This window comes from Mesorhizobium sp. M0698, assembly GCF_040320455.1.
Taxonomy (GTDB): Bacteria; Pseudomonadota; Alphaproteobacteria; order Rhizobiales; family Rhizobiaceae; genus Mesorhizobium.
Map to the genome: position 1 here is coordinate 434,237 of NZ_JAMYPQ010000003.1, position 19,004 is coordinate 453,240.

16 protein-coding genes are annotated in these 19,004 nt (G+C 63.5%); 4 read left to right on the forward strand and 12 right to left on the reverse strand.

Annotated elements, in window-relative coordinates:
• Positions 1–3: 3 nt before the first annotated feature.
• The 4 genes from NKI16_RS09730 to NKI16_RS09745 all read right to left on the reverse strand — a co-directional run bounded on the left by NKI16_RS09730 (position 4) and on the right by NKI16_RS09745 (position 4,428).
• On the reverse strand, positions 4–999 hold the full coding sequence (locus tag NKI16_RS09730; RefSeq protein WP_352568330.1) for an ABC transporter ATP-binding protein: 996 nt from the start codon (positions 997–999) through the stop codon (positions 4–6).
• 188 nt (positions 1,000–1,187) lie between these two features.
• The gene (locus tag NKI16_RS09735) at positions 1,188–2,342 is read right to left on the reverse strand and encodes an ABC transporter substrate-binding protein (protein ID WP_023676348.1); all 1,155 of its coding nucleotides are present in this window, start codon (positions 2,340–2,342) and stop codon (positions 1,188–1,190) included.
• A 304-nt stretch (positions 2,343–2,646) separates the two neighbouring features.
• A complete protein-coding gene (locus tag NKI16_RS09740) occupies positions 2,647–3,573 on the reverse strand; it encodes a LysR family transcriptional regulator (RefSeq protein ID WP_023676350.1) in 927 nt (308 codons plus the stop codon).
• A gap of 78 nt (positions 3,574–3,651) precedes the next feature.
• Entirely contained in the window at positions 3,652–4,428 is a 777-nt protein-coding gene (locus NKI16_RS09745) for a DeoR/GlpR family DNA-binding transcription regulator (RefSeq protein ID WP_352568329.1), read from the reverse strand.
• 435 nt (positions 4,429–4,863) lie between these two features.
• On the opposite strand from NKI16_RS09745, the gene NKI16_RS09750 reads away from it, so the two are divergent.
• A complete protein-coding gene (locus tag NKI16_RS09750; protein ID WP_023676353.1) occupies positions 4,864–5,748 on the forward strand; it encodes a phosphotransferase family protein in 885 nt (294 codons plus the stop codon).
• Complete coding sequence (locus NKI16_RS09755; protein ID WP_352623198.1) at positions 5,745–8,198, forward strand: GcvT family protein; 2,454 nt, start codon at positions 5,745–5,747, stop codon at positions 8,196–8,198. Before NKI16_RS09750 ends, NKI16_RS09755 begins: the two co-directional genes overlap by 4 nt.
• Before the next feature lie 18 nt (positions 8,199–8,216).
• Here NKI16_RS09755 and NKI16_RS09760 read toward each other — a convergent pair whose 3' ends face one another.
• The gene (locus NKI16_RS09760) at positions 8,217–8,849 is read right to left on the reverse strand and encodes a class I SAM-dependent DNA methyltransferase (protein ID WP_352623199.1); all 633 of its coding nucleotides are present in this window, start codon (positions 8,847–8,849) and stop codon (positions 8,217–8,219) included.
• Between the two features lie 103 nt (positions 8,850–8,952).
• Between NKI16_RS09760 and NKI16_RS09765 the strand changes: the two genes are divergently transcribed.
• Positions 8,953–9,855 carry a phosphotransferase gene (locus NKI16_RS09765; protein WP_352568326.1) on the forward strand — a complete coding sequence of 301 codons (903 nt, stop codon included), beginning with the start codon at positions 8,953–8,955 and terminating at the stop codon, positions 9,853–9,855.
• On the opposite strand, the gene NKI16_RS09770 is transcribed toward NKI16_RS09765, so the two are convergent.
• From NKI16_RS09770 to ilvD, 3 genes are all read right to left on the reverse strand, one after another.
• The gene (locus NKI16_RS09770) at positions 9,852–10,772 is read right to left on the reverse strand and encodes a DMT family transporter (RefSeq protein ID WP_352568324.1); all 921 of its coding nucleotides are present in this window, start codon (positions 10,770–10,772) and stop codon (positions 9,852–9,854) included. The two genes, NKI16_RS09765 and NKI16_RS09770, sit on opposite strands and share 4 nt — an antisense overlap.
• Positions 10,773–10,887: 115 nt before the next feature.
• Positions 10,888–12,162, reverse strand: coding sequence for an amidohydrolase family protein (locus tag NKI16_RS09775; protein WP_352568322.1), 1,275 nt, complete (start codon positions 12,160–12,162; stop codon positions 10,888–10,890).
• Positions 12,163–12,392: 230 nt separating this feature from the next.
• Complete coding sequence (gene ilvD / locus NKI16_RS09780) at positions 12,393–14,237, reverse strand: dihydroxy-acid dehydratase (protein ID WP_352591161.1); 1,845 nt, start codon at positions 14,235–14,237, stop codon at positions 12,393–12,395.
• A 288-nt stretch (positions 14,238–14,525) separates the two neighbouring features.
• Between ilvD and NKI16_RS09785 the strand changes: the two genes are divergently transcribed.
• Positions 14,526–14,999 (forward strand): VOC family protein, encoded by a 474-nt coding sequence (locus tag NKI16_RS09785; protein WP_023676360.1) that lies wholly within the window; start codon positions 14,526–14,528, stop codon positions 14,997–14,999.
• A 169-nt stretch (positions 15,000–15,168) separates the two neighbouring features.
• Here NKI16_RS09785 and NKI16_RS09790 read toward each other — a convergent pair whose 3' ends face one another.
• From NKI16_RS09790 to NKI16_RS09805, 4 genes are all read right to left on the reverse strand, one after another.
• On the reverse strand, positions 15,169–16,761 hold the full coding sequence (locus NKI16_RS09790; protein WP_023676361.1) for a peptide chain release factor 3: 1,593 nt from the start codon (positions 16,759–16,761) through the stop codon (positions 15,169–15,171).
• 89 nt (positions 16,762–16,850) lie between these two features.
• The gene (locus tag NKI16_RS09795; RefSeq protein ID WP_352458662.1) at positions 16,851–17,213 is read right to left on the reverse strand and encodes a hypothetical protein; all 363 of its coding nucleotides are present in this window, start codon (positions 17,211–17,213) and stop codon (positions 16,851–16,853) included.
• Between the two features lie 265 nt (positions 17,214–17,478).
• Positions 17,479–18,405 (reverse strand): haloalkane dehalogenase, encoded by a 927-nt coding sequence (locus tag NKI16_RS09800; protein ID WP_352623200.1) that lies wholly within the window; start codon positions 18,403–18,405, stop codon positions 17,479–17,481.
• Between the two features lie 4 nt (positions 18,406–18,409).
• Positions 18,410–19,000, reverse strand: coding sequence for a TetR/AcrR family transcriptional regulator (locus tag NKI16_RS09805; RefSeq protein WP_352484939.1), 591 nt, complete (start codon positions 18,998–19,000; stop codon positions 18,410–18,412).
• Between the last annotated feature and the right edge of the window lie 4 nt (positions 19,001–19,004).

The window sequence follows — 19,004 nt, forward strand, 5'->3', positions numbered from 1 at the left end:
GGCTCATCCTAGCTCGTCCATCAGATGCAAATGCTCGCGGTTGAAGGTGAGCACCACCGCCTCGCCTTCCCGGGGCAAGGCAGCACCCGCCGGCACGATGGCATGCAGCCGCAAGCCCTCTGCATCGAGCGCCAGTCTTGTCGTGGCGCCGAGATAGTTGGTCGAGACCAGGCGGGCGGCAACCCCTTCGCCGTTGGCCCGGCCAATACGGATGGATTCGGGCCGCAGGCTGCCCCAGCGATGCTGGCCGGCATAGCGCTGGACGAAATCCGGCGGCAGCACGTTGGACGAGCCGACGAAATCGGCGACGAAGCGGGTCTTGGGACGCTGGTAGATGTCTTCCGGCGTGCCGATCTGCATAATCTTGCCGTCATTGAAGACGGCGACGCGGTCGGCCATCGACAGCGCTTCGCCCTGGTCGTGGGTGACGAACACGAAGGTGATGCCGAGCGCCTTCTGCAGCGATTTCAACTCCTCCTGCATGTTTTCGCGAAGCTTGAGGTCGAGGGCGCCGAGCGGCTCGTCGAGCAACAGCACCTTGGGCTGGTTGACCAGCGCACGGGCGAGCGCGACGCGCTGGCGCTGGCCGCCGGAAAGCTGGCCAGGGCGACGGGCGCCGTAGCCGGGAAGCCGCACCAGCGCCAGCGCTTCTTCCGCCGCCTTTTGCCGCTCCGGTCTGCCGACGCCCTTGACCATCAGCCCATAGGCGACGTTGTCGAGCACGTTGAGATGCGGGAACAGCGCATAATCCTGGAACACGGTGTTGACGTTGCGGCGATAGGGCGGCACGCCCTCGGCGCGTTCGCCGAAGATCGCGATCGAGCCCGCCGTCGGCTGCTCGAAACCGGCGATGAGGCGCAGGCACGTCGTCTTGCCCGAGCCGGAAGGCCCGAGCATAGCGAAGAACTCGCCCGGCACGATGTCGAGATCGACCGCGTCGACGGCACGCACGCTGCCGAAATGGCGAGAGACGTTTTGGAAGGAAACGGCGGAGGTCATGGGGCTGTCCTGATCTGTCAGGCTCATCAAATTTCAGGCGGTAGCGCTGCCTCTCATCCGCCTGCCGGCACCTTCTCCTCGTATAGTGGACGGGGAGAAGGGAGGCGCTCCAACGCTGGCGACCCCCGTTCTTCACGGGGAGAGGGTAAGGGTGAGGGGCAGCGCCGAGCTTCGTAGGTGAGGCGAACTCACCGCCCGCCGATGACGCCGATATAGTCCGACACCCAGCGGTAATAGGGCACGCACTGGTCGTTCTGGGTGGCGCATTTCGAGACCGGCGTCTTCCAGAACTTGATCTTGTCGAAATTGTCGTACCCGTTGGTCTTGCAGCCTTCTTCGCCGAGCAGTTCGTTGCCCTTGCAGGCGGCGGGCACCACCGGCAGCGAGCCGAACCAGGCGGAGACGTCGCCCTGCACTTTTGGCGACAGCGAATGCTCCATCCACATGTAGGCGCAGTTCGGGTGGGCAGCATCGGCCTCCATCATCGTGGTATCGGCCCAGCCGGTGACGCCCTCCTCGGGGATAGTCGAGGCGACCGGCTTCTTGGCCGCGATCAGCGTGTTGACCTGGTAGGGCCAAGAACCGGAGGCGACGACGCCTTCGTTCTGGAAATCGTCGACCTGGATGGCGGCGTCGTGCCAATAGCGTCCGACCAGCGTACGCTGGACCCGCAACAGGTCGAGCGCCGCCTTGTACTGATCCTCGGTCAGTTCGTACGGATCCTTGATGCCGAGCTCCGGCTTGTGAGCCATCAGGTAATTGGCGGCGTCGGCGATGTGGATCGGCCCGTCATAGGCCTGGACGCGGCCCTTGTTCGACTTGCCGTCGGGAAGCTTCAATTCCTCGAAGACCACGTTCCAGCTCTTCGGCGCCTCCTTGAACACTTCGGTGTTGTACATCAGCACGTTCGGCCCCCACTGATAGGGGACGCCGTAATGGACTCCGCCGACGGTGAACCAGGGCGCATCCTTCAGCCGGTCGTCGACCGTCTTCCAGCTCGGGATGAGGTCGGTGTTGATCGGCTGGACGCGCTTGCCGGCGACCAGACGCAGCGAGGCATCGCCCGAGGCGGTGACCAGGTCGAAACCGCCCTCGTTCATCAGCGAGACCATCTCGTCGGAGGTGTTGGCGGTCTTGACGTTGACCTTGCAGCCGGTTTCCTTCTCGAAGGACGTGACCCAATCATAGCCCTTGTCGGTTTCGCCGCGCTCGATATAGCCCGGCCAGGCGACGATAGTGACCTCGCCTTCGCCTTTGCCGAGCTCCTTGACCTGGGCGATGGCCTGGCCGGAGAAGCTCAGCGCGACCGTCAAGGCAGTGCATGATTTCAGCAATGAATTCATCGTCGATCTCCCATTTTTGCATGACCTCGAAACCGGTTTCGGGTTTCGGAAGAAGATCATGCGCCCGTTCCAAAACGTTGGATGCGCGGCTCTGAAGGGCCGTGCTCCTCGCATCGGCCCGAAAATCGGAATCGATTTTCGGAAAGTCCGATGCGAAAACTAAAAGTCTTAGAGCGTACTATGTGCGTCCAATTGGACGCACGTCGCTCTAACGGCAGCTTTGTTCCCTGACCGAAAAGTGCTGCGAAATTTCCGGTTTCGCAAATTCATTTATCAGAAAGCCGATATCGGTTTTTCCGATATATCAGCGGCCGATCTTCTCAGGCCGTTGGCGCACCATGCGCTGCGACTGGGCAAGTCCGATGAAGTCACGAGCCGCCTGCGGCAGGCCGGAGCCGCGCCGCCAGACCATGCCGACCTGGACGACTGGTAACGACCCCGAAATATCGCGAGATTCGATGCGGTCGCCTTCCAGCGACCATGGCCGGTAGACGAGGTCGGGCAGCAGCGCCACGCCGGCGCCGGTAGCGACGAGGCTGCGCACCGCTTCGACCGAGCGGGTGCGGAAGGCGACATGCGGCTTGGCGCCGATTGCCGTCAGCAGCTTTCCGGTATTCTCCTCGATCTCGTCGACGGTCAGCATGATCAGCGGTTCCGAGGCGATGTCGCCGATGCCGATGATGTCGGCACCGGCCAAGGGATGGCCGAGCGGCAGCCATAGCCGGTAGGCCGAGACTTCGAGGATTTCGGACTGCAGTGCCGTGCGGTCGCGCAGGTTCGAGGTGACCATGACGGCAATGTCGAGCTTGCCGCCAATTAACAGGTGCTCGAGATAGTCGCCATTGTCCTCGATCGCCGAGACCTCGACACCCGGATAGGCGCGGCGGTAGCGGGCAAGAAGATCGGAAAGCACATAGCCGGCGACCAGCGAGGTGACGCCAAGTTGCAGCCGCCCGCTTGCCGCGGCCTGTTCGCCGAAGAAGGCGCGGCGCGCATCGGAAACGTCGGCCAGGATCTTTCTCGCATGGCGCAGGAACTGGTGGCCTTTGTGGGTGATGTTCAAGCCGCGCGGGTGGCGCTCGAACAGCTCGACGCCGAGATCGTGCTCCAGCTCCTTGATCGCCTCGGTGACCGAGGATTGCGAGATCGACAGGTTCTGGGCGGCGCCCGACACTGTGCCCTGCTCGGCGACGGCGATGAAGAACTGCAATTGGCGGATGGTGAAAGCCATGGCCGGACTAAACACGGCAGAGGCGGCGCTGGGAAGTGGGTGCTGGCGCAGATCTCCCGATAGAGCTCACGATAGAGCTCAGCCCTCGCTTCCGCCATCGGCAATGCTGAGCCGTGCGCCGGCCTGGGCAAGGGCGGCGGCGATGTCGTGCGGCGGCGGACGGTCGGTCGCGAGTTCGGAAAAGCCGCCGAAGCCGCAGACCTGAACAAGGCCCTGGCGGCCGAATTTGCTATGGTCGGTGACGACAAGCGAACGCTGGCCGCGCGACAGCACCATGCGGGCGAATTCGGCCTCTTCCAGATCATAGTCCATGACGCCGGTGACGGCATCGACCGCACCGGTCGATATCACTGCATGGCTGACGGAAAAGCGGCTGACGAATTCGATGGCAGAGACGCCAAAGGCAGCACCGGAATCGCTGCGCAGCTCGCCGCCGGCCATGTAGACCTTATTGCCGTTGACGGTGGCCAATGTGCGGGCGATGTCGGAGGAGTTGGTGACGACCGTCAGCCGCCGGTGGCCGAGCAGTTCCCGGGCCAGGAAAGACGTGGTGGTGCCGGTGTCGAGCATGATCGATTCGCCGTCGCGGATGGTGGCGGCGACCATGCGCGCTATTGCCCGCTTGGCATCGGCGTTCTCGCGCATGCGCCGCTCGAACGGCGCTTCGCCGGCAATCGACGGCAGGCCGACGGCGCCGTGCATCTTGAGGATGGAACCGTCGCTGGTCAGTGGCTTGACGTCGCGGCGTACTGTCTCCAGCGAGACGCCCAGCCGGTCGGCCAGGCTCGCAATGGTCACGGTGCCTTCCTCCCTGAGGAGGCGCAGGATTTCGCCATGCCGCTTCGAGTGGACCATCGGTTCCATCCGGTCGGATTGTTGCACCGCTGACCGCTTCTACGGCATAAATGCCACTAACTCCAAGGAATTTAGCAAAATTCGGGCAAAAAACCAGAAAATACCACAATTTCGCGTTGACAACGCCTCCAGCGTGGCGCGACATTATCGCTGTGACAGGCTCGGAACGGAGGACGACGGCTGAGCCGCACGAAAAATCGCTTGCCCGAACGCCCGGGAGATCGTCGGGTGCAAGGGTACCGAAATTCAGGATCCGCGGGGGCGGATGCCGGCGTCGAAGAACCCGGCACAAAGGGGCTCGTCGGTGCGGTGCGGGATACCGATCCCGAGATCTGCACCGACGAGATCTTCGCGTTGCCTCCATTCCTCCGTCCGATTGTCATCGCTGGCCAGCCGTGACATGCGTGGAAGATTGACCCAATGTTGGACGAGATCGTGACTGTCGAAGACCGCATCCGTGCGCTGCCTTGCTGGACGGGCAGCATCGACATCGCGCCGCTGCCGGGCGGGCTGAGCAATGCCAATTATCTGGTCAAGGACGCGGCCGGGCGGCACGTCGTGCGGCTCGGCCAGGACTATCCGTTCCACCATGTCTTTCGCGAGCGCGAGATGATGACGGCGCGGGCAGCGCACGCGGCAGGCTTCGCTCCGGCCGTCCACTACACTGGACCCGGCGTCATGGTGACGGAGTATCTCGGCGCCAAGGCCTATGTCGCGCAGGACGTGCGCGCCGATCTCGGCCGCGTTGCCGCGTTGCTGCGCGGTTTCCACCGGGAGATGCCCGGTCATGTCTCCGGCGCCGGCTTCATGTTCTGGGTATTCCATGTCATTCGCGACTATGCGCGCACGCTGGAGGAAGGCCGCAGCCGCAAGCTGGGCGAACTGCCGCGCCTGCTGACGCTGGCGGACGAGCTCGAGCGCGCGCAAAAGCTGCTGCCGATCGTCTTCGGCCATAATGACCTCTTGCCGGCTAACATAATCGACGACGGTCACAGGCTGTGGCTCATCGATTTCGAATATGCAGGCTTCAACACCGCGATGTTCGACCTTGCCGGCGCGGCGTCGAATGCAGGCATGAGCGACGAGGAGTCCTTCGCCTTCCTCACCGCCTATTTCATGAAGGAGCCGGACCCGGCGATACGGCGCTCGCACGCCGCCATGCAATGCGCGTCGCTGCTGCGTGAGGCGATGTGGGGCATGGTTTCCGAGCTTTACCTCGACGCGCCCGGTGTCGACTACGCCGCCTACGCCGACGAAAACCTGGCGCGGCTCGAAGCCGCCCTGGAAAACTACAGGACAAAATACGGGACGCGGACATGACCTTGCCCGCCCAGGCCGGGATCGTCGTCATCGGCGGTGGCATCATCGGCTGTTCGACGGCCTATCATCTGGCGCGCGACCACAAGGCCGAAATCGTGCTGCTCGAACAGGGCAAACTGACCTCGGGTTCGACCTGGCATGCTGCCGGGCTGGTCGGCCAGCTACGCTCGTCGGCGTCGATCACGCGCGTGCTCAAATATTCGGTCGATCTCTACAAGGGGCTGGAAGCCGAAACCGGCCTCGCCACCGGCTGGAAGATGACTGGCTGCCTGCGCCTCGCCACCAATGCCGACCGCTGGACCGAGTATAAGCGGCTGGCAACGACGGCTAAGAGCTTCGGCATGGACATGCATCTGCTGTCGCCGGCCGAGGTCAAGGAAATGTGGCCGCTGCTGGAAGCCGGCGACCTCGTCGGCGCGTCCTGGCTGCCGACCGACGGTCAGGCAAGCCCTTCCGACATCACCCAGTCGCTGGCCAAGGGTGCGCGCATGCATGGCGCAAAATTGTTCGAGGAGGTGCGGGTCACCGGCTTTGAAATGACCAACGGCCGGATCGTCAAGGTTAGGACGAACAGGGGCGATATCGCCTGCGACAAGGTGGTGAACTGCGCCGGGCAATGGGCGCGGCAGGTGGGTGCGCTCGCCGGCATAAACGTGCCGCTGCAGCCGGTGAAGCACCAGTACATCATCACCGAGAGGATCGTCGGCTTGGCGACCGACGCGCCGACAATTCGCGACCCCGATCGCCGCACCTATTTCAAGGAGGAGGTCGGCGGGTTGGTGATGGGCGGCTACGAGCCGAACCCGCAGGCGTGGACGACCGGTCTGCCGGGCGGCGATGTGCCGGACGATTGGGAGTTTCGGCTGTTCGACGATGATTACGGTCATTTCGAGCAGCATATGAGCCAGGCGATCGAGCGTGTCCCGGCGCTCGCCAATGCCGGCGTCAAGCAGATGATCAACGGGCCGGAGAGCTTTACGCCGGATGGCAATTTCATCCTCGGTGTGGCGCCGGAATGCGCCAATATGTTCGTCGGCGCCGGCTTCAATGCCTTCGGCATCGCGTCCGGCGGCGGCGCCGGCTGGGTGCTGGCGCAATGGGTCGTCGACGGCGAGGCGCCGCTCGATCTGTGGGTGGTCGACATCCGCCGCTTCTCCGATCTCCACCGCGACCGGCAATGGGTCCGCGACCGCACGCTGGAAGCCTATGGCAAGCACTACACGATCGGCTTCCCGCATGAGGAATATGTCAGCGGCCGGCCGCGCATCGTCTCGCCTTTGTACGAGCGGCTGCAAAAACATCGCGCCGTGTTCGGCTCGAAACTTGGCTGGGAGCGGCCGAACTGGTTCGCGCCGGAAGGCATCGAGCCGAAGGACGTCTATTCGATGGGCCGGCAGAACTGGTTCCCGGCGGTTGGCGACGAGCACCGCCACGTGCGCGAAAAGATCGGTATTTTCGACCAGTCGTCTTTCGCCAAATACGAAATGACCGGAGCCGACGCGCTGAAGGCGCTGGACTGGATCTGCGCCAATGACGTCGCCAAACCGGTCGGCCGGCTGACCTACACGCAGCTCCTCAACACGCGCGGCGGCATCGCGGCCGATTTGACCGTGGCGCGGCTCGGTGAGGAGAAATTCTACATCGTCACCGGCACCGGGTTCCGCACGCATGATTTCTCCTGGATTGCCGATCATATCGGCAGGGAGTTCGACGTGACGCTGACCGACGTCACGGAGGATTTTGGCACGCTGTCGCTGATGGGGCCGCGCGCCCGCGACGTGCTGTCCGATGTGACCGACGCGGATGTGTCGAATACAGCTTTCCCGTTCGGCCATGTTCGCGAGATCGCCATTGCCGGCCACATCGTGCGGGCACTGCGCGTCACCTATGTCGGTGAGCTCGGCTGGGAATTGCATGCGCCGATCGCGGCGACGGGCGAGGTTTTCGATGCGCTGATGGCGGCGGGCGAGACCTACGACATCCGCCCGGTCGGCTACCGGGCGCTGGAATCACTGCGGCTGGAAAAAGGCTACCGCGCCTGGGGCTCCGACATCACGCCCAACGACACGCCGCAGGAGGCCGGCCTCGGCTGGGCGGTGAAGCTCAGAAAAAACACCGATTTCCTCGGCCGGCGGGCCTTGGAGAAGGTCGACGGTTCGCCGCCCAGGAAACGTTTTGCCGGCTTCACGGTCGACGATCCGGACATCGTCCTGCTCGGGCGCGAGACCATCCTGCGCAACGGCGAGGCGGTCGGTTATCTCACCAGCGGCGGCTATGGCTACACCATCGGCAAGAACATCGGCTACGGCTATGTGCGCAATGCCGATGGCGTCAACGATGATTTCCTCACTTCCGGCAACTACGAGCTGGTGGTGGCAATGGAACGGACGCCGGCTAAGATACACCTCGAGCCGCTTTACGATCCGGCAGGAGCAAAGGTGAAGGCGTAGAGCCTTCCGGTTTCAGCCTCAGTTCACGATGAGCACCAGCCCCCGGCTCGGCACGGTATCGGCCTCGCCTGGCATCGAAACATAGGGCAGCGTCTCTTCGGCGCGCGTGACGGTGGCTTGCGCCTCGAGCTCGGCGATCCGCGCGGCAAACCCGGCATCCCACAGCGTGTTCTTCACCGTCAGCACGATCACCCCACCCGGCCGGCAGATGCGGATCAGCTCGTCCAGCCCCTCGGCTCCGACATGGCCCGAAGTGAAGACGCCGGCGGAGATGATCCCGGCATAGGCATCGTCCACGAACGGCAGCGGTCCGCCAAGCGCCAGGCAGTGAAGCGCCGAATAGACGCCCTTGCGCGCCGCCTGGGCCAGCATGCCTTCCGAGATGTCGAGCGCCTCGACCTGCGGATAACCGATGATGGCAAGCCATTCGCCGATAAGCCCGGTGCCTGCCCCGGCATCGAGGAGAGGTGCGGCGCCGCGCGGCAGATGGCGGGCCAGCAAGGCAAGGCAGATGGTGGGATGGCGATAGCCAGCCGCCGACATGTCGGCGTCATAGGTGCCTGCCCAACTGTCGTAGAGCGCCGCGACGTCTTCCGGCCGCTTCGCCGCATAGGCTGCGGCGAGTGCGCTCTGCTGATTGCTGTCCGTCATCGCTTTCCGTCGCCTGGTATCGATCCGCAACGCGATCATAGCCAAACGGCGAAAACTGTGGAACCGTCGTCGTCCCAATAACACGGGGAAAGGAGCGAAATCCATGGCGGACGACCGGGCGCGCGCCGCACTTGCGGCTATTCCGGTGCTGGCCGGCTACGAGGGGCCGCTGGAACGGCTTGGCGGCCTCACCAATCTCGTCTTCAGAGCGGGAGATTTCTGCCTGCGTATCCCCGGCAAGGGTACCGAGGAATACATCAACCGCGCCAACGAGGCAGTGGCGGCGCGGGAAGCGGCGAAGGCCGGCGTCAGTCCCGATGTGCTGCATGTCGATGCCGAGACCGGCGTGTTGGTGACCCGCTTCGTTGCCGGTGCCGAGACGATGTCACCGGAAAAGTTCAAGACTCGGCCGGGCAGTCCGGCACGCGCCGGCAAGGCCTTTCGCAAACTGCACACATCCGGCGCGGTGTTCCCCTTCCGCTTCGAGCTGTTTGCGATGATCGACGATTATCTGAAAGTGCTGTCGACCAAGGACGTCGCCCTGCCTGCCGGCTACCACGATGTGGTCCGCGAGGCGGAGGCAGTGCGCTCAGCACTTGCGGCTCAACCTCTGCCGATCGTCGCCTGCCACTGCGACCCGCTATGCGAAAACTTTCTCGATACTGGGGACAGGATGTGGATCGTCGACTGGGAATATTCCGGCATGAACGATCCGCTCTGGGATATCGGCGACCTCAGCGTCGAAGGGCAATTCGACGCCGCGCAGGACGAGGAGATGACGCTGGCCTATTTCGGCGGCGAGCCGAGACCGGCGGAGCGCGCCCGCATCGTCATTTATAAGGCGATGTGCGACCTGCTGTGGACGCTGTGGGGACTGATCCAGCTTGCCAACAAAAATCCGGCCGACGACTTTCGCGCCTATGCCGACGGCCGGTTTGCGCGCTGCAAGGCGCTGATGGAGACGCCGGAATTTTCGCGGCATCTTGCGGCGATGCGCCGGGGTTAGTTCACGCCCTTTGGCACGTTTTCGGGCGGTACCGTGTCGACCACCTTCTGGCGGTGGAAGATGAACAGGCCGGCCAGCACGACGATGGCCGAGCCGACCAGGATGCGCGGCCCAGGCACATCGCCGAAGAAGGCCAGGCCGAAGACCACTGCCCACAACAGCAGGCTGTAATGCAGCGGCGCCAAGGTCGAGGCAGGGGCAAGCTTCAACGCCCGGGTGATCATCAGGTGCGCGCCGCAGGAGACGACGCCGAGAAGCAGCATGGCGCCGAAATCGAGCGATGACGGCGTCTTCCAACTGCCTATGGTCAACGCAGCGCCGACCAGCAGCGTGCCGATGCTCTGCCAGGTGACCAGCGAAGTGTCGCTGGTGCCGCGCAGCCGCCGGTTGAGGATGATAGCGAAGGCAAATGAAATGCTGCCGGCGAGCGCGAACATCGAGGACAGCGAGAACGCGGCCGAGGATGGCTTCAGCATGATCAGCACGCCGCAGAAGCCGACCAGGATCGCCGCCCAGCGGCGCCAGCCGACCCTTTCGCCGAGCAGGAAATGCGACAGCGCCGCCACATAGATCGGCCCGGCCATGTAAAAGCTCATCACATCGGCGAGCGGCAGATAGACGACCGCCGCGTAGAACAGCGCCGTGTCGAGCGTCGTCATCACCACGCGCAGCAGCTGCAGCTCCGGCCGCTCCATGCGAAACAGCTTGGCCGCACCCTGATGTGCAATCATCGGCCCGAGTATGAAAAACGCGCCGATCGAGCGGATCAGCACGACCTGGCCGACGGAAAAACTGGCGACCAGCCACTTGCCCATCGCGTCGTTCAGCGCAAACAGGAAGTCGCCGGCGAGCATCAGCAGGATGCCGGCCAGCAGCACGTTCATGATCGTTGAGTACTGGGCTGCGGGCTGCGCCATTCCGTTACCGGTTCCTCGCCGTGGGGTACGGTGACCCGCGTCGTAGTCGCAAGCTGCGGCCATGACGAGGCGAAAATCGAGAATTCGGTAAGACCAGCGCGGGAAATCGGCTGGACTAAGCGTGGCGCCGGTTCACCGTGCCCGGCCTTCCGGCGATCGAAAGCCGCGTGTCCTGCCGGCTGCGCTCGGCCACCACCTTGCCCCTGGCGATGACGCAGAGACGCTCTGGGCGCAGCCGCAGCGCCTCGACTGGGTTGCCGGCATCGAGAACGACCAGGCTGGCGCGCTTGCCGACCGCCACGCCAAGGTGGTCGAGGCCCATGATGGCGGCATTGACGTTGGTGACCATGTCGAAGCAGCGCGCCATCTCGGCCGGGCTCGACATCTGCGCGACATGCAGGCCCATGAAGGCGACGTCGAGCATGTCTGCGGTGCCCAGCGAATACCAGGGGTCGAGCACGCAATCCTGGCCCCAGCCGACGCGGATGCCTTGCGCCAGCATCTCCTTGACTCGCGTCAGTCCGCGGCGCTTGGGAAAGCTGTCGTGGCGGCCCTGCAGCATGATGTTGATCAGCGGATTGGGGATCGCCGAAACGCCGGCCTCGGCAATCAGCGGCAATAGCTTCGAAACGTAGTAATTATCCATCGAATGCATCGATGTCAGGTGCGAGCCGGCCACTCTGCCCTGCAACCCGAGCCGCTGCGTCTCATAGGCAAGCTGCTCGATGTGGCGCGACAGCGGATCGTCCGTCTCGTCGCAATGCAAGTCGACCATCAGGCCGCGCTTCGCCGCGATTTCGCAGAGCTCGGTGACGGAGCGCGTGCCGTCGGCCATTGTGCGCTCGAAATGCGGAATGCCGCCGACGACATCGACGCCTATGTCGAGCGCCCGGATGGTGTTGTCGCGCGCCGTCGGCGAGCGGTAAAACCCGTCCTGCGGGAAGGCGACCAGCTGCAGGTCGATATAGGGGCCAACCGTCTTCTTCACGTCGAGCAGCGCCTCGACCGCCAGCAGGCGGTCGTCGCAAACATCGACATGGGTGCGGATGGCGAGCAGGCCCATCGACACCGCCCAGTCGCAATAGGCGAGCGCACGGTCGCGCACCGCTTCGTGGGTCAGAAGCGGCTTCAACTCGCCCCAAAGCGAGATGCCTTCGAGCAGCGTGCCCGAGACATTGATGCGCGGAATGCCGAGCGAAAGCGTGGCGTCCATATGGAAATGCGGATCGACGAAGGGCGGCGAGACCAGATTGCCATGGGCATCGATCGCCGTGCCGGCGCTGACGTTCAGCTCGGGCTCTATCGCTGCGATCGTTTCGCCGACGATGCCGATATCCGCGATCCTGCCGTCGGGCAGCGTCCCGCCGCGCACCACAAGGTCAAAATCCATCTAGCGCCACCTCGTTCAAAAAAGCCGTTTCTTTCCATGCAGCGTGCTGCCGCAAGGCGGAACCTTCAGGCGCGCCCCTTCCCTTCTCCCTTGTGGGAGAAGGTAGCCGCGAAGCGGCCGGATGAGGGGTGTTCCAGCTTGGCGCCGACGACACTCCGTCCAGCACCCCTCAACCGTCTTGGCGCTGCGCGCCAATCCACCTTCTCCCACAAGGGGAGAAGGAAAAGCCTCTATTCCGGCACGTACCGCACCGCCCCCTTGGCGGCACTTGTCGCCATCGCCGCATAGGCGCGCAAGGCCGTCGTCACCTTGCGCTTGCGCTTTTCTTCGGGCTTCCAGGCAGCCGTTCCCCTGGCCTCCATCGCGGCGCGACGGGCGATGAGTTCGGCGTCGTCGACAGCAAGCCTGATGGTGCGGTTGGGGATATCGATCTCGATCGTGTCGCCTTCCCTGACCAGCCCGATCAGACCGCCTTCCGCGGCTTCCGGCGAGACATGGCCGATCGACAGGCCGGAGGTGCCGCCGGAAAAACGACCGTCGGTGATCAGTGCGCAGGCTTTGCCGAGGCCTTTCGATTTCAAATAGCTGGTCGGGTAGAGCATTTCCTGCATGCCGGGTCCGCCGCGTGGCCCTTCATAGCGGATGACGACGACATCGCCGGCCTTGATCTCGTTCGACAGGATCGCCTTGACGCTGGCGTCCTGGCTTTCGAACACTCTTGCCGGACCGGTGAATTTCAGGATCGATTCATCGACGCCCGCCGTCTTCACGATGCAGCCATCGAGTGCCAGATTGCCTTTCAGCACGGCAAGGCCGCCATCCCTGGAGAAAGGATGTTCGGCCGAGCGGATGACGCCATTCTCGCGGTCGAGATCGAGATCGTCCCAGCGGCGGTCCTGGCTGAACGCGACTTGCGTCGGCACGCCGCCGGGTGCCGCCAGGAAGAAATCGCGGACATTCTGGCTGGTGGTGCGCGAAATATCCCAATGATCGAGCGCTTCGCCAAGGCTTGCGGTGTGCACCGTCGGCAGGTCGCGGTTGATCAGCCCGGCGCTATCCAACTGGCCGAGGATGGCCATGATGCCGCCGGCGCGGTGGACATCCTCCATATGGACGTCTGCCTTGGCCGGGGCCACCTTGCACAGCACTGGCACCCGCCGCGACAGCCGGTCGATGTCCTCCATGGTGAAGTCGACCTCGCCCTCATGTGCCGCAGCAAGGATGTGCAGCACGGTGTTGGTCGAACCGCCCATGGCAATGTCGAGTGTCATGGAGTTCTCGAAGGCGCCCTTCGAGGCGATGCTGCGCGGCAGCGCGGTGTCGTCGTCCTGCTCGTAATAGCGCTGGGCAAGATCGACGATCAGGTGGCCGGCCTCGACGAACAGGCGCTTGCGGTCGGCATGCGTCGCTAGCGTCGAACCATTGCCGGGCAAGGACAGGCCGAGCGCCTCGGTCAGGCAGTTCATCGAATTGGCGGTGAACATGCCGGAGCAGGAACCGCAGGTCGGACAGGCCGAGCGTTCGATGGTCCTGACGTCCTCGTCGGACACCTTGTCGTCGGCGGCCGCGACCATGGCGTCGACCAGATCAAGCGCCTGGCTCTTGCCGGCGAGCACCACCTTGCCGGCCTCCATCGGCCCGCCGGAGACGAAGACGGTCGGGATGTTGAGGCGCAGCGACGCCATCAGCATGCCGGGCGTGATCTTGTCGCAATTCGAGATGCAGACCATCGCGTCGGCGCAGTGCGCGTTGACCATGTATTCGACCGAGTCGGCGATCAATTCGCGTGACGGCAGCGAATAGAGCATGCCGTCATGGCCCATGGCGATGCCGTCATCGACGGCAATGGTGTTGAACTCCTTGGCGACGCCGCCGGCTTTTTCGATCTCGCGGGCAACCAGCTGGCCGAGATCCTTCAAATGGACATGGCCCGGCACGAATTGGGTGAAGGAATTGACCACGGCAATGATCGGCTTGCCGAAATCCGAATCCTTCATGCCGGTAGCGCGCCACAGGCCGCGGGCGCCGGCCATGTTGCGGCCATGGGTGGTGGTGCGGGAACGGTAGGCGGGCATTGAACTGTCCTTGCTGTCTGCGTCGCGCCCAAAGGTGCGGAAAACCGGAATTGAGCCGCAGGCCTTATAGACGCCACACTCTGGTCTGGCCACAATTTTGCGCTGCGCCAGGGTGCGGAACGAGCGGCCAGCCAAAGACGCAGCCGGTCCAGGCCGTAAAAAAGTCAGAAGTGCTGTCGGATCGTGTTTTGCTCGAGCGTCCTTGAGCAGACGGCGGGACCGGGCATCAATTGCCAGCCGGCCGTTTTGCGAGTGAAACAAGCCAAAACCAGCCCGAGGAGCAAGAGAATGCAAAAGATCACCCCCTGCCTGTGGTTCGACGACCAGGCCGAGGAGGCCATGAACCATTACATCTCCATCTTCAAGAATTCGAAGGTGCTGAGCGTGATGCGCTGGCCCAAGGGCAGCGGCGATAATGAGGGCAAGGTGCTGATGGTCTCATTCGAGCTCGACGGCGTTCAGTTCCAGGCGCTCAACGGCGGCCCGCAATTCAAGTTCACCCAGGCAGTCTCGCTCTCCATCGACTGCAAGACGCAGGAAGAGGTCGACTATTTCTGGGACAGGCTCATCGCGGGCGGTGGCCAGCCCAGCCAGTGCAGCTGGCTGAAGGACAAATTCGGCCTCTCCTGGCAGGTCGTTCCCGAACAGCTGCCCAGGCTGCTGCTGGACCCCGACACGGAAAAGGCCGGCCGCGTGATGCAGGCGATGATGCAGATGAGCAAGATCGACATCGCCAAGATCGAAGAGGCAGCGAAAGGGTGAACGAACGCGATCTTTCCTTCTCCCCCTGTGGGAGAAGGTGGATCGGCGCGAAGCGCCGAGACGGTTGAGGGGTGCTGGACGGAATGAGACGTTGGTGTTTCCTGGAACACCCCTCATCCGTCGCCTTCGGCGACACCTTCTCCCACAAAGGGAGAAGGGAAGGGGCGCATCAAGCCGCTCTGTCGCGGACCTGATAATCCTTGACCGCGGTGAAGCGGATCGCCTTCCAGCGCTCGGCCTCGTAGTTGAGCGAGAAGGCGTGCTGGGCGAGGAACACCGGATCGTTGTCGAGATCGCGCGCGATGTCGCCGCGATGCGCCTCGATGAAGCGCTGGAGTTCGGCCCTGTCGTCGGCCGATATCCAGCGGCAGACGGAAAAGCGCGACATCTCGAAATCGACCGGCAGTGTGTATTCGAAGTTTAGCCGCTCCTTCAAGACGTCGAGCTGCAGGGCGCCGACGACGCCGACGATGGCTGGCGAGCCGTCCTCCGGCGAGAACAATTGCACGACGCCTTCCTCGGCCATCTGGTGCAGCGCTTCCTTGAGCTTCTTGGCTTTCATGGCATCGCCGAGGCGAACGCGGCGCAGGATTTCAGGCGCGAAATTCGGCACGCCGCGAAACAGGATCTCCTCGCCTTCGGTCAGCGTGTCGCCGATGCGCAGCGTGCCGTGGTTGGGGATGCCGACGACATCGCCGGCGAACGCCTCGTCGGCCGTGACGCGGGTGCGGGCGAAGAAGAATTGCGGTGCCGACAGGCTCATCGGTTTTCCCGTGCGCACCAGCTTGGCCTTCATGCCGCGCTCGAGCTTGCCGGAGCAGACGCGGACGAAAGCGATGCGGTCGCGATGGTTGGGGTCCATATTGGCCTGGATCTTGAAGACGAAGGAGGTCATCTTGTCCTCGGTCGCCTCGACCTTGCGGCTGTCGGCCTCCTGCGCGCGCGGCGGCGGCCCGTAGGCGCCGAGCGCCTCGATCAGGTCGCGCACGCCGTAATTGCGCAGCGCCGAACCGAAATAGACCGGCGTCAAATGGCCCTCGCGGAAGGCATCGAGGTCGAGCGGGCGACAGGCCGCGCGCGCCAGCTCCAGCTCCTCGATGAAGGCCTCCCGCTCGTTCTCCGGCAACAGGCCGGCAACGCGGTTGGAATCGGGACCGTTGACCGGCGTGCGCTCCTTTTCGGCGTCGCCCTTGCGCACCGCGTTCAGCGCCAGATGGTAGGTCCCGGAAAAGGTCTTGCCGCGGCCGATCGGCCAGGTGATCGGCGCTGTATCCAGTGCCAGCTTCTGCTCGATCTCATCGAGGATGTCGAATGGGTCTCGGCTTTCGCGGTCCATTTTGTTGACGAAGGTGATGATCGGGATATCGCGCAGCCGGCAGACCTCGAACAGTTTCAGCGTGCGCGGCTCGATGCCCTTGGCGGCGTCGATCACCATGACCGCGCTGTCGACCGCCGACAGCGTGCGATAGGTGTCGTCGGCGAAATCCTCGTGGCCGGGCGTGTCGAGCAGGTTGAAGACGGTGTCCTCGTATTCAAAGGTCATCACCGAGGTGACCACCGAAATGCCGCGCTCGCGTTCGATCTTCATCCAGTCCGAGCGGGTCTGGATGCGGTCCTTCTTGGCCTTGACCTCGCCGGCAAGCTGGATGGCGCCGCCGAACAAAAGCAGTTTTTCGGTGAGCGTCGTCTTGCCGGCGTCGGGGTGGGCAATGATCGCGAAAGTGCGGCGGCGCGATACCGCTTGTTCGATGTCTTCAGCCAATTTCATGGAATCCTGTCTGTGGCGCGGGCTTCTAGCAGCGCTTTTCCGGCCTGTCGAACGGAAACACCGCTGATACCCCGGCAGCAGGTTCAGTCTCTGACGATAGCCGCCTGCGTGACCGAGCCAGCGTCATCCAGGCGCATAACCAGCCATTCAGAGTCGATCGAAAAAAATCCTCTTTCCGAACCAAGAATATAAACCAGACTCCAGTCCTCGAAATAGTCCGTCTTCGGCGGCTCGCCGAGCATGGCAACAACTTCTGCCCGCGATTTCCCAACCAACGCCCCGGTCAGCACCAAACCGTCAGCAATGCGATGGCGCTTATGCAAAGGATCCAGCCAGTTGTCGTCCTGCCACCAAGATCGAACGATCGGCAGCGGGCCGAAGAAGACGGCATAGACAATGGCGGCTCCGGCTGCAGCAAAAACCAGCCCTTTTATCCAGCGGCGCAAATGACCCTCATGTGATTGAGCTGAACGTTTCCAGTGAGGCGATCGTCATCGACCCGCTTCGAGAGCGGTCCCGGCAACGCTCTTGGCAAGTCTGTAGCATGGTGGCAATGAGGGCAAGAAGTCCTGGGCGTTTGAAGGTACACGGCCGCGAGCAAGAACATCATCGTCATTGGATACGGCATCATTGGCGCCTCCATCGCCTGGAACCCGAGTGCAGTGCTGTCGACCTCTCCGGCTGCCGCAGCCGCCGGTTCACGTCCCGACGTCAGGCCGATTCGGTCGCTCGGCTCTCGAAGGCCACCTCCGGAATCCACTCGGCAATTGCGATGCCGATCCTGTCGGCATGGTCCTCCTGCAGATAATGCGCGCCGGGTCCGAGATCGATCAACCGGCTGTTCTTCAGGCCGGCCGCGAATTCCCGTGCCGCCTGCGGCGAGACGAGGGCCCCCGGATCGCCTGAGAAAAGCAGCTTCGGGTAGGAGGAGAGCCGGAGCGCCCGATGGTCGTGCTCGCTGATGGCAGCGACATCGGCGGGCTGGCCTTCAATCGGCAGGTCGCGCGGCAGCCGCAGGATCGGCTTGCGCGATTGCGGCGTCGGGAACGGTGCCCGGTAGGAGGCCATTTCCTCATCGCTCATCGTGCGCAGCACCGCAGCCGGCAGCACCTTTTCGACGAAGACGTTGTCTTCCAGGACAAGCTTCTCACCGACGCCAGGCGTGCGCATTGCCTTGAACAATTCGCGCGCCTGCGGACGCTGGTGAAAATCGTCCCAACTCTCGAAGGGGCGGATGAATTCCATGAAGGCGAGGCCGAGGATCCGCTGCGGCCGCCGGGCTGCGAGATGGAAGGCGAGCGCGGTGCCCCAGTCCTGCGCGACGACCACCACGTCGGTGATGCCAAGCGTCTCGATGAAGGCGTCGAGATAGCGGACGTGGTCGAAGAAGCGATAGTCGATGTCCGGCTTGCCGGATTGGCCATAGCCGATCAGGTCGGGCGCAATGCCGCGGCCGAACGGCGCCACATGCGGGATGATGTCGCGCCAGATGTAGGACGACGTCGGGTTGCCGTGCAGGAAGAGTACCGTCGGGCCAGCCGTGCCTGCCTCGACATAGGAGATGGTGGAATCGAGCACCGCGACTTGCGAGCGTGGCACCGTTGTGCGGGATTGCTGCTTTTCGAGTTTCGGGTTCATCGGATCAGCTCCTTTTTGCGAAGACTGTTTTGAAGACGATATTCTTGAAACGCTCGAGCGGTTCGGGACTGCGCTCCACCTTCATGCGCAGCATCGCGCCTTGCCAGGAACTCAACAGGAAATCGGCGAGGTCCTCGGCATCGAACGCGTCGGTGATGTCGCCGGCCGCCTGGCCCTCGGCGATGCATTCGGCAAAGGGCTTACGCCAGCGTTCGAAAATGGCGACGAGTTGCAGCCTCAGCGCCTCGCTGTGAGCCGCCGTCTCGAGGCTGAGATTGCCGATCATGCAGCCCCGTGCCCAATCATGCGCCTCCAGCTTCGACGTGATGATTTCGAGATAGCGGCGCAAGCGCCCGACCGGGGGCGTGCCGTCCCGAGCAAGGGCCTGCTCCACCAAACCGCTCACATAGGCGAAATAGCGGTCCAGCACCTCGCCGGTGAACGCCTCCTTGGATGCAAAATGATTGGTGAAGGACCCCGGGCGGGCATCGGCCGCGGCGACGATGTCGCGTACGCCGGCGGACGAATAGCCGGAATTCCAGATGGTTTTGAAACCGGCGTCGAGAAGTTTTTCGCGAAGTGAATGTCTAGCCATGCCG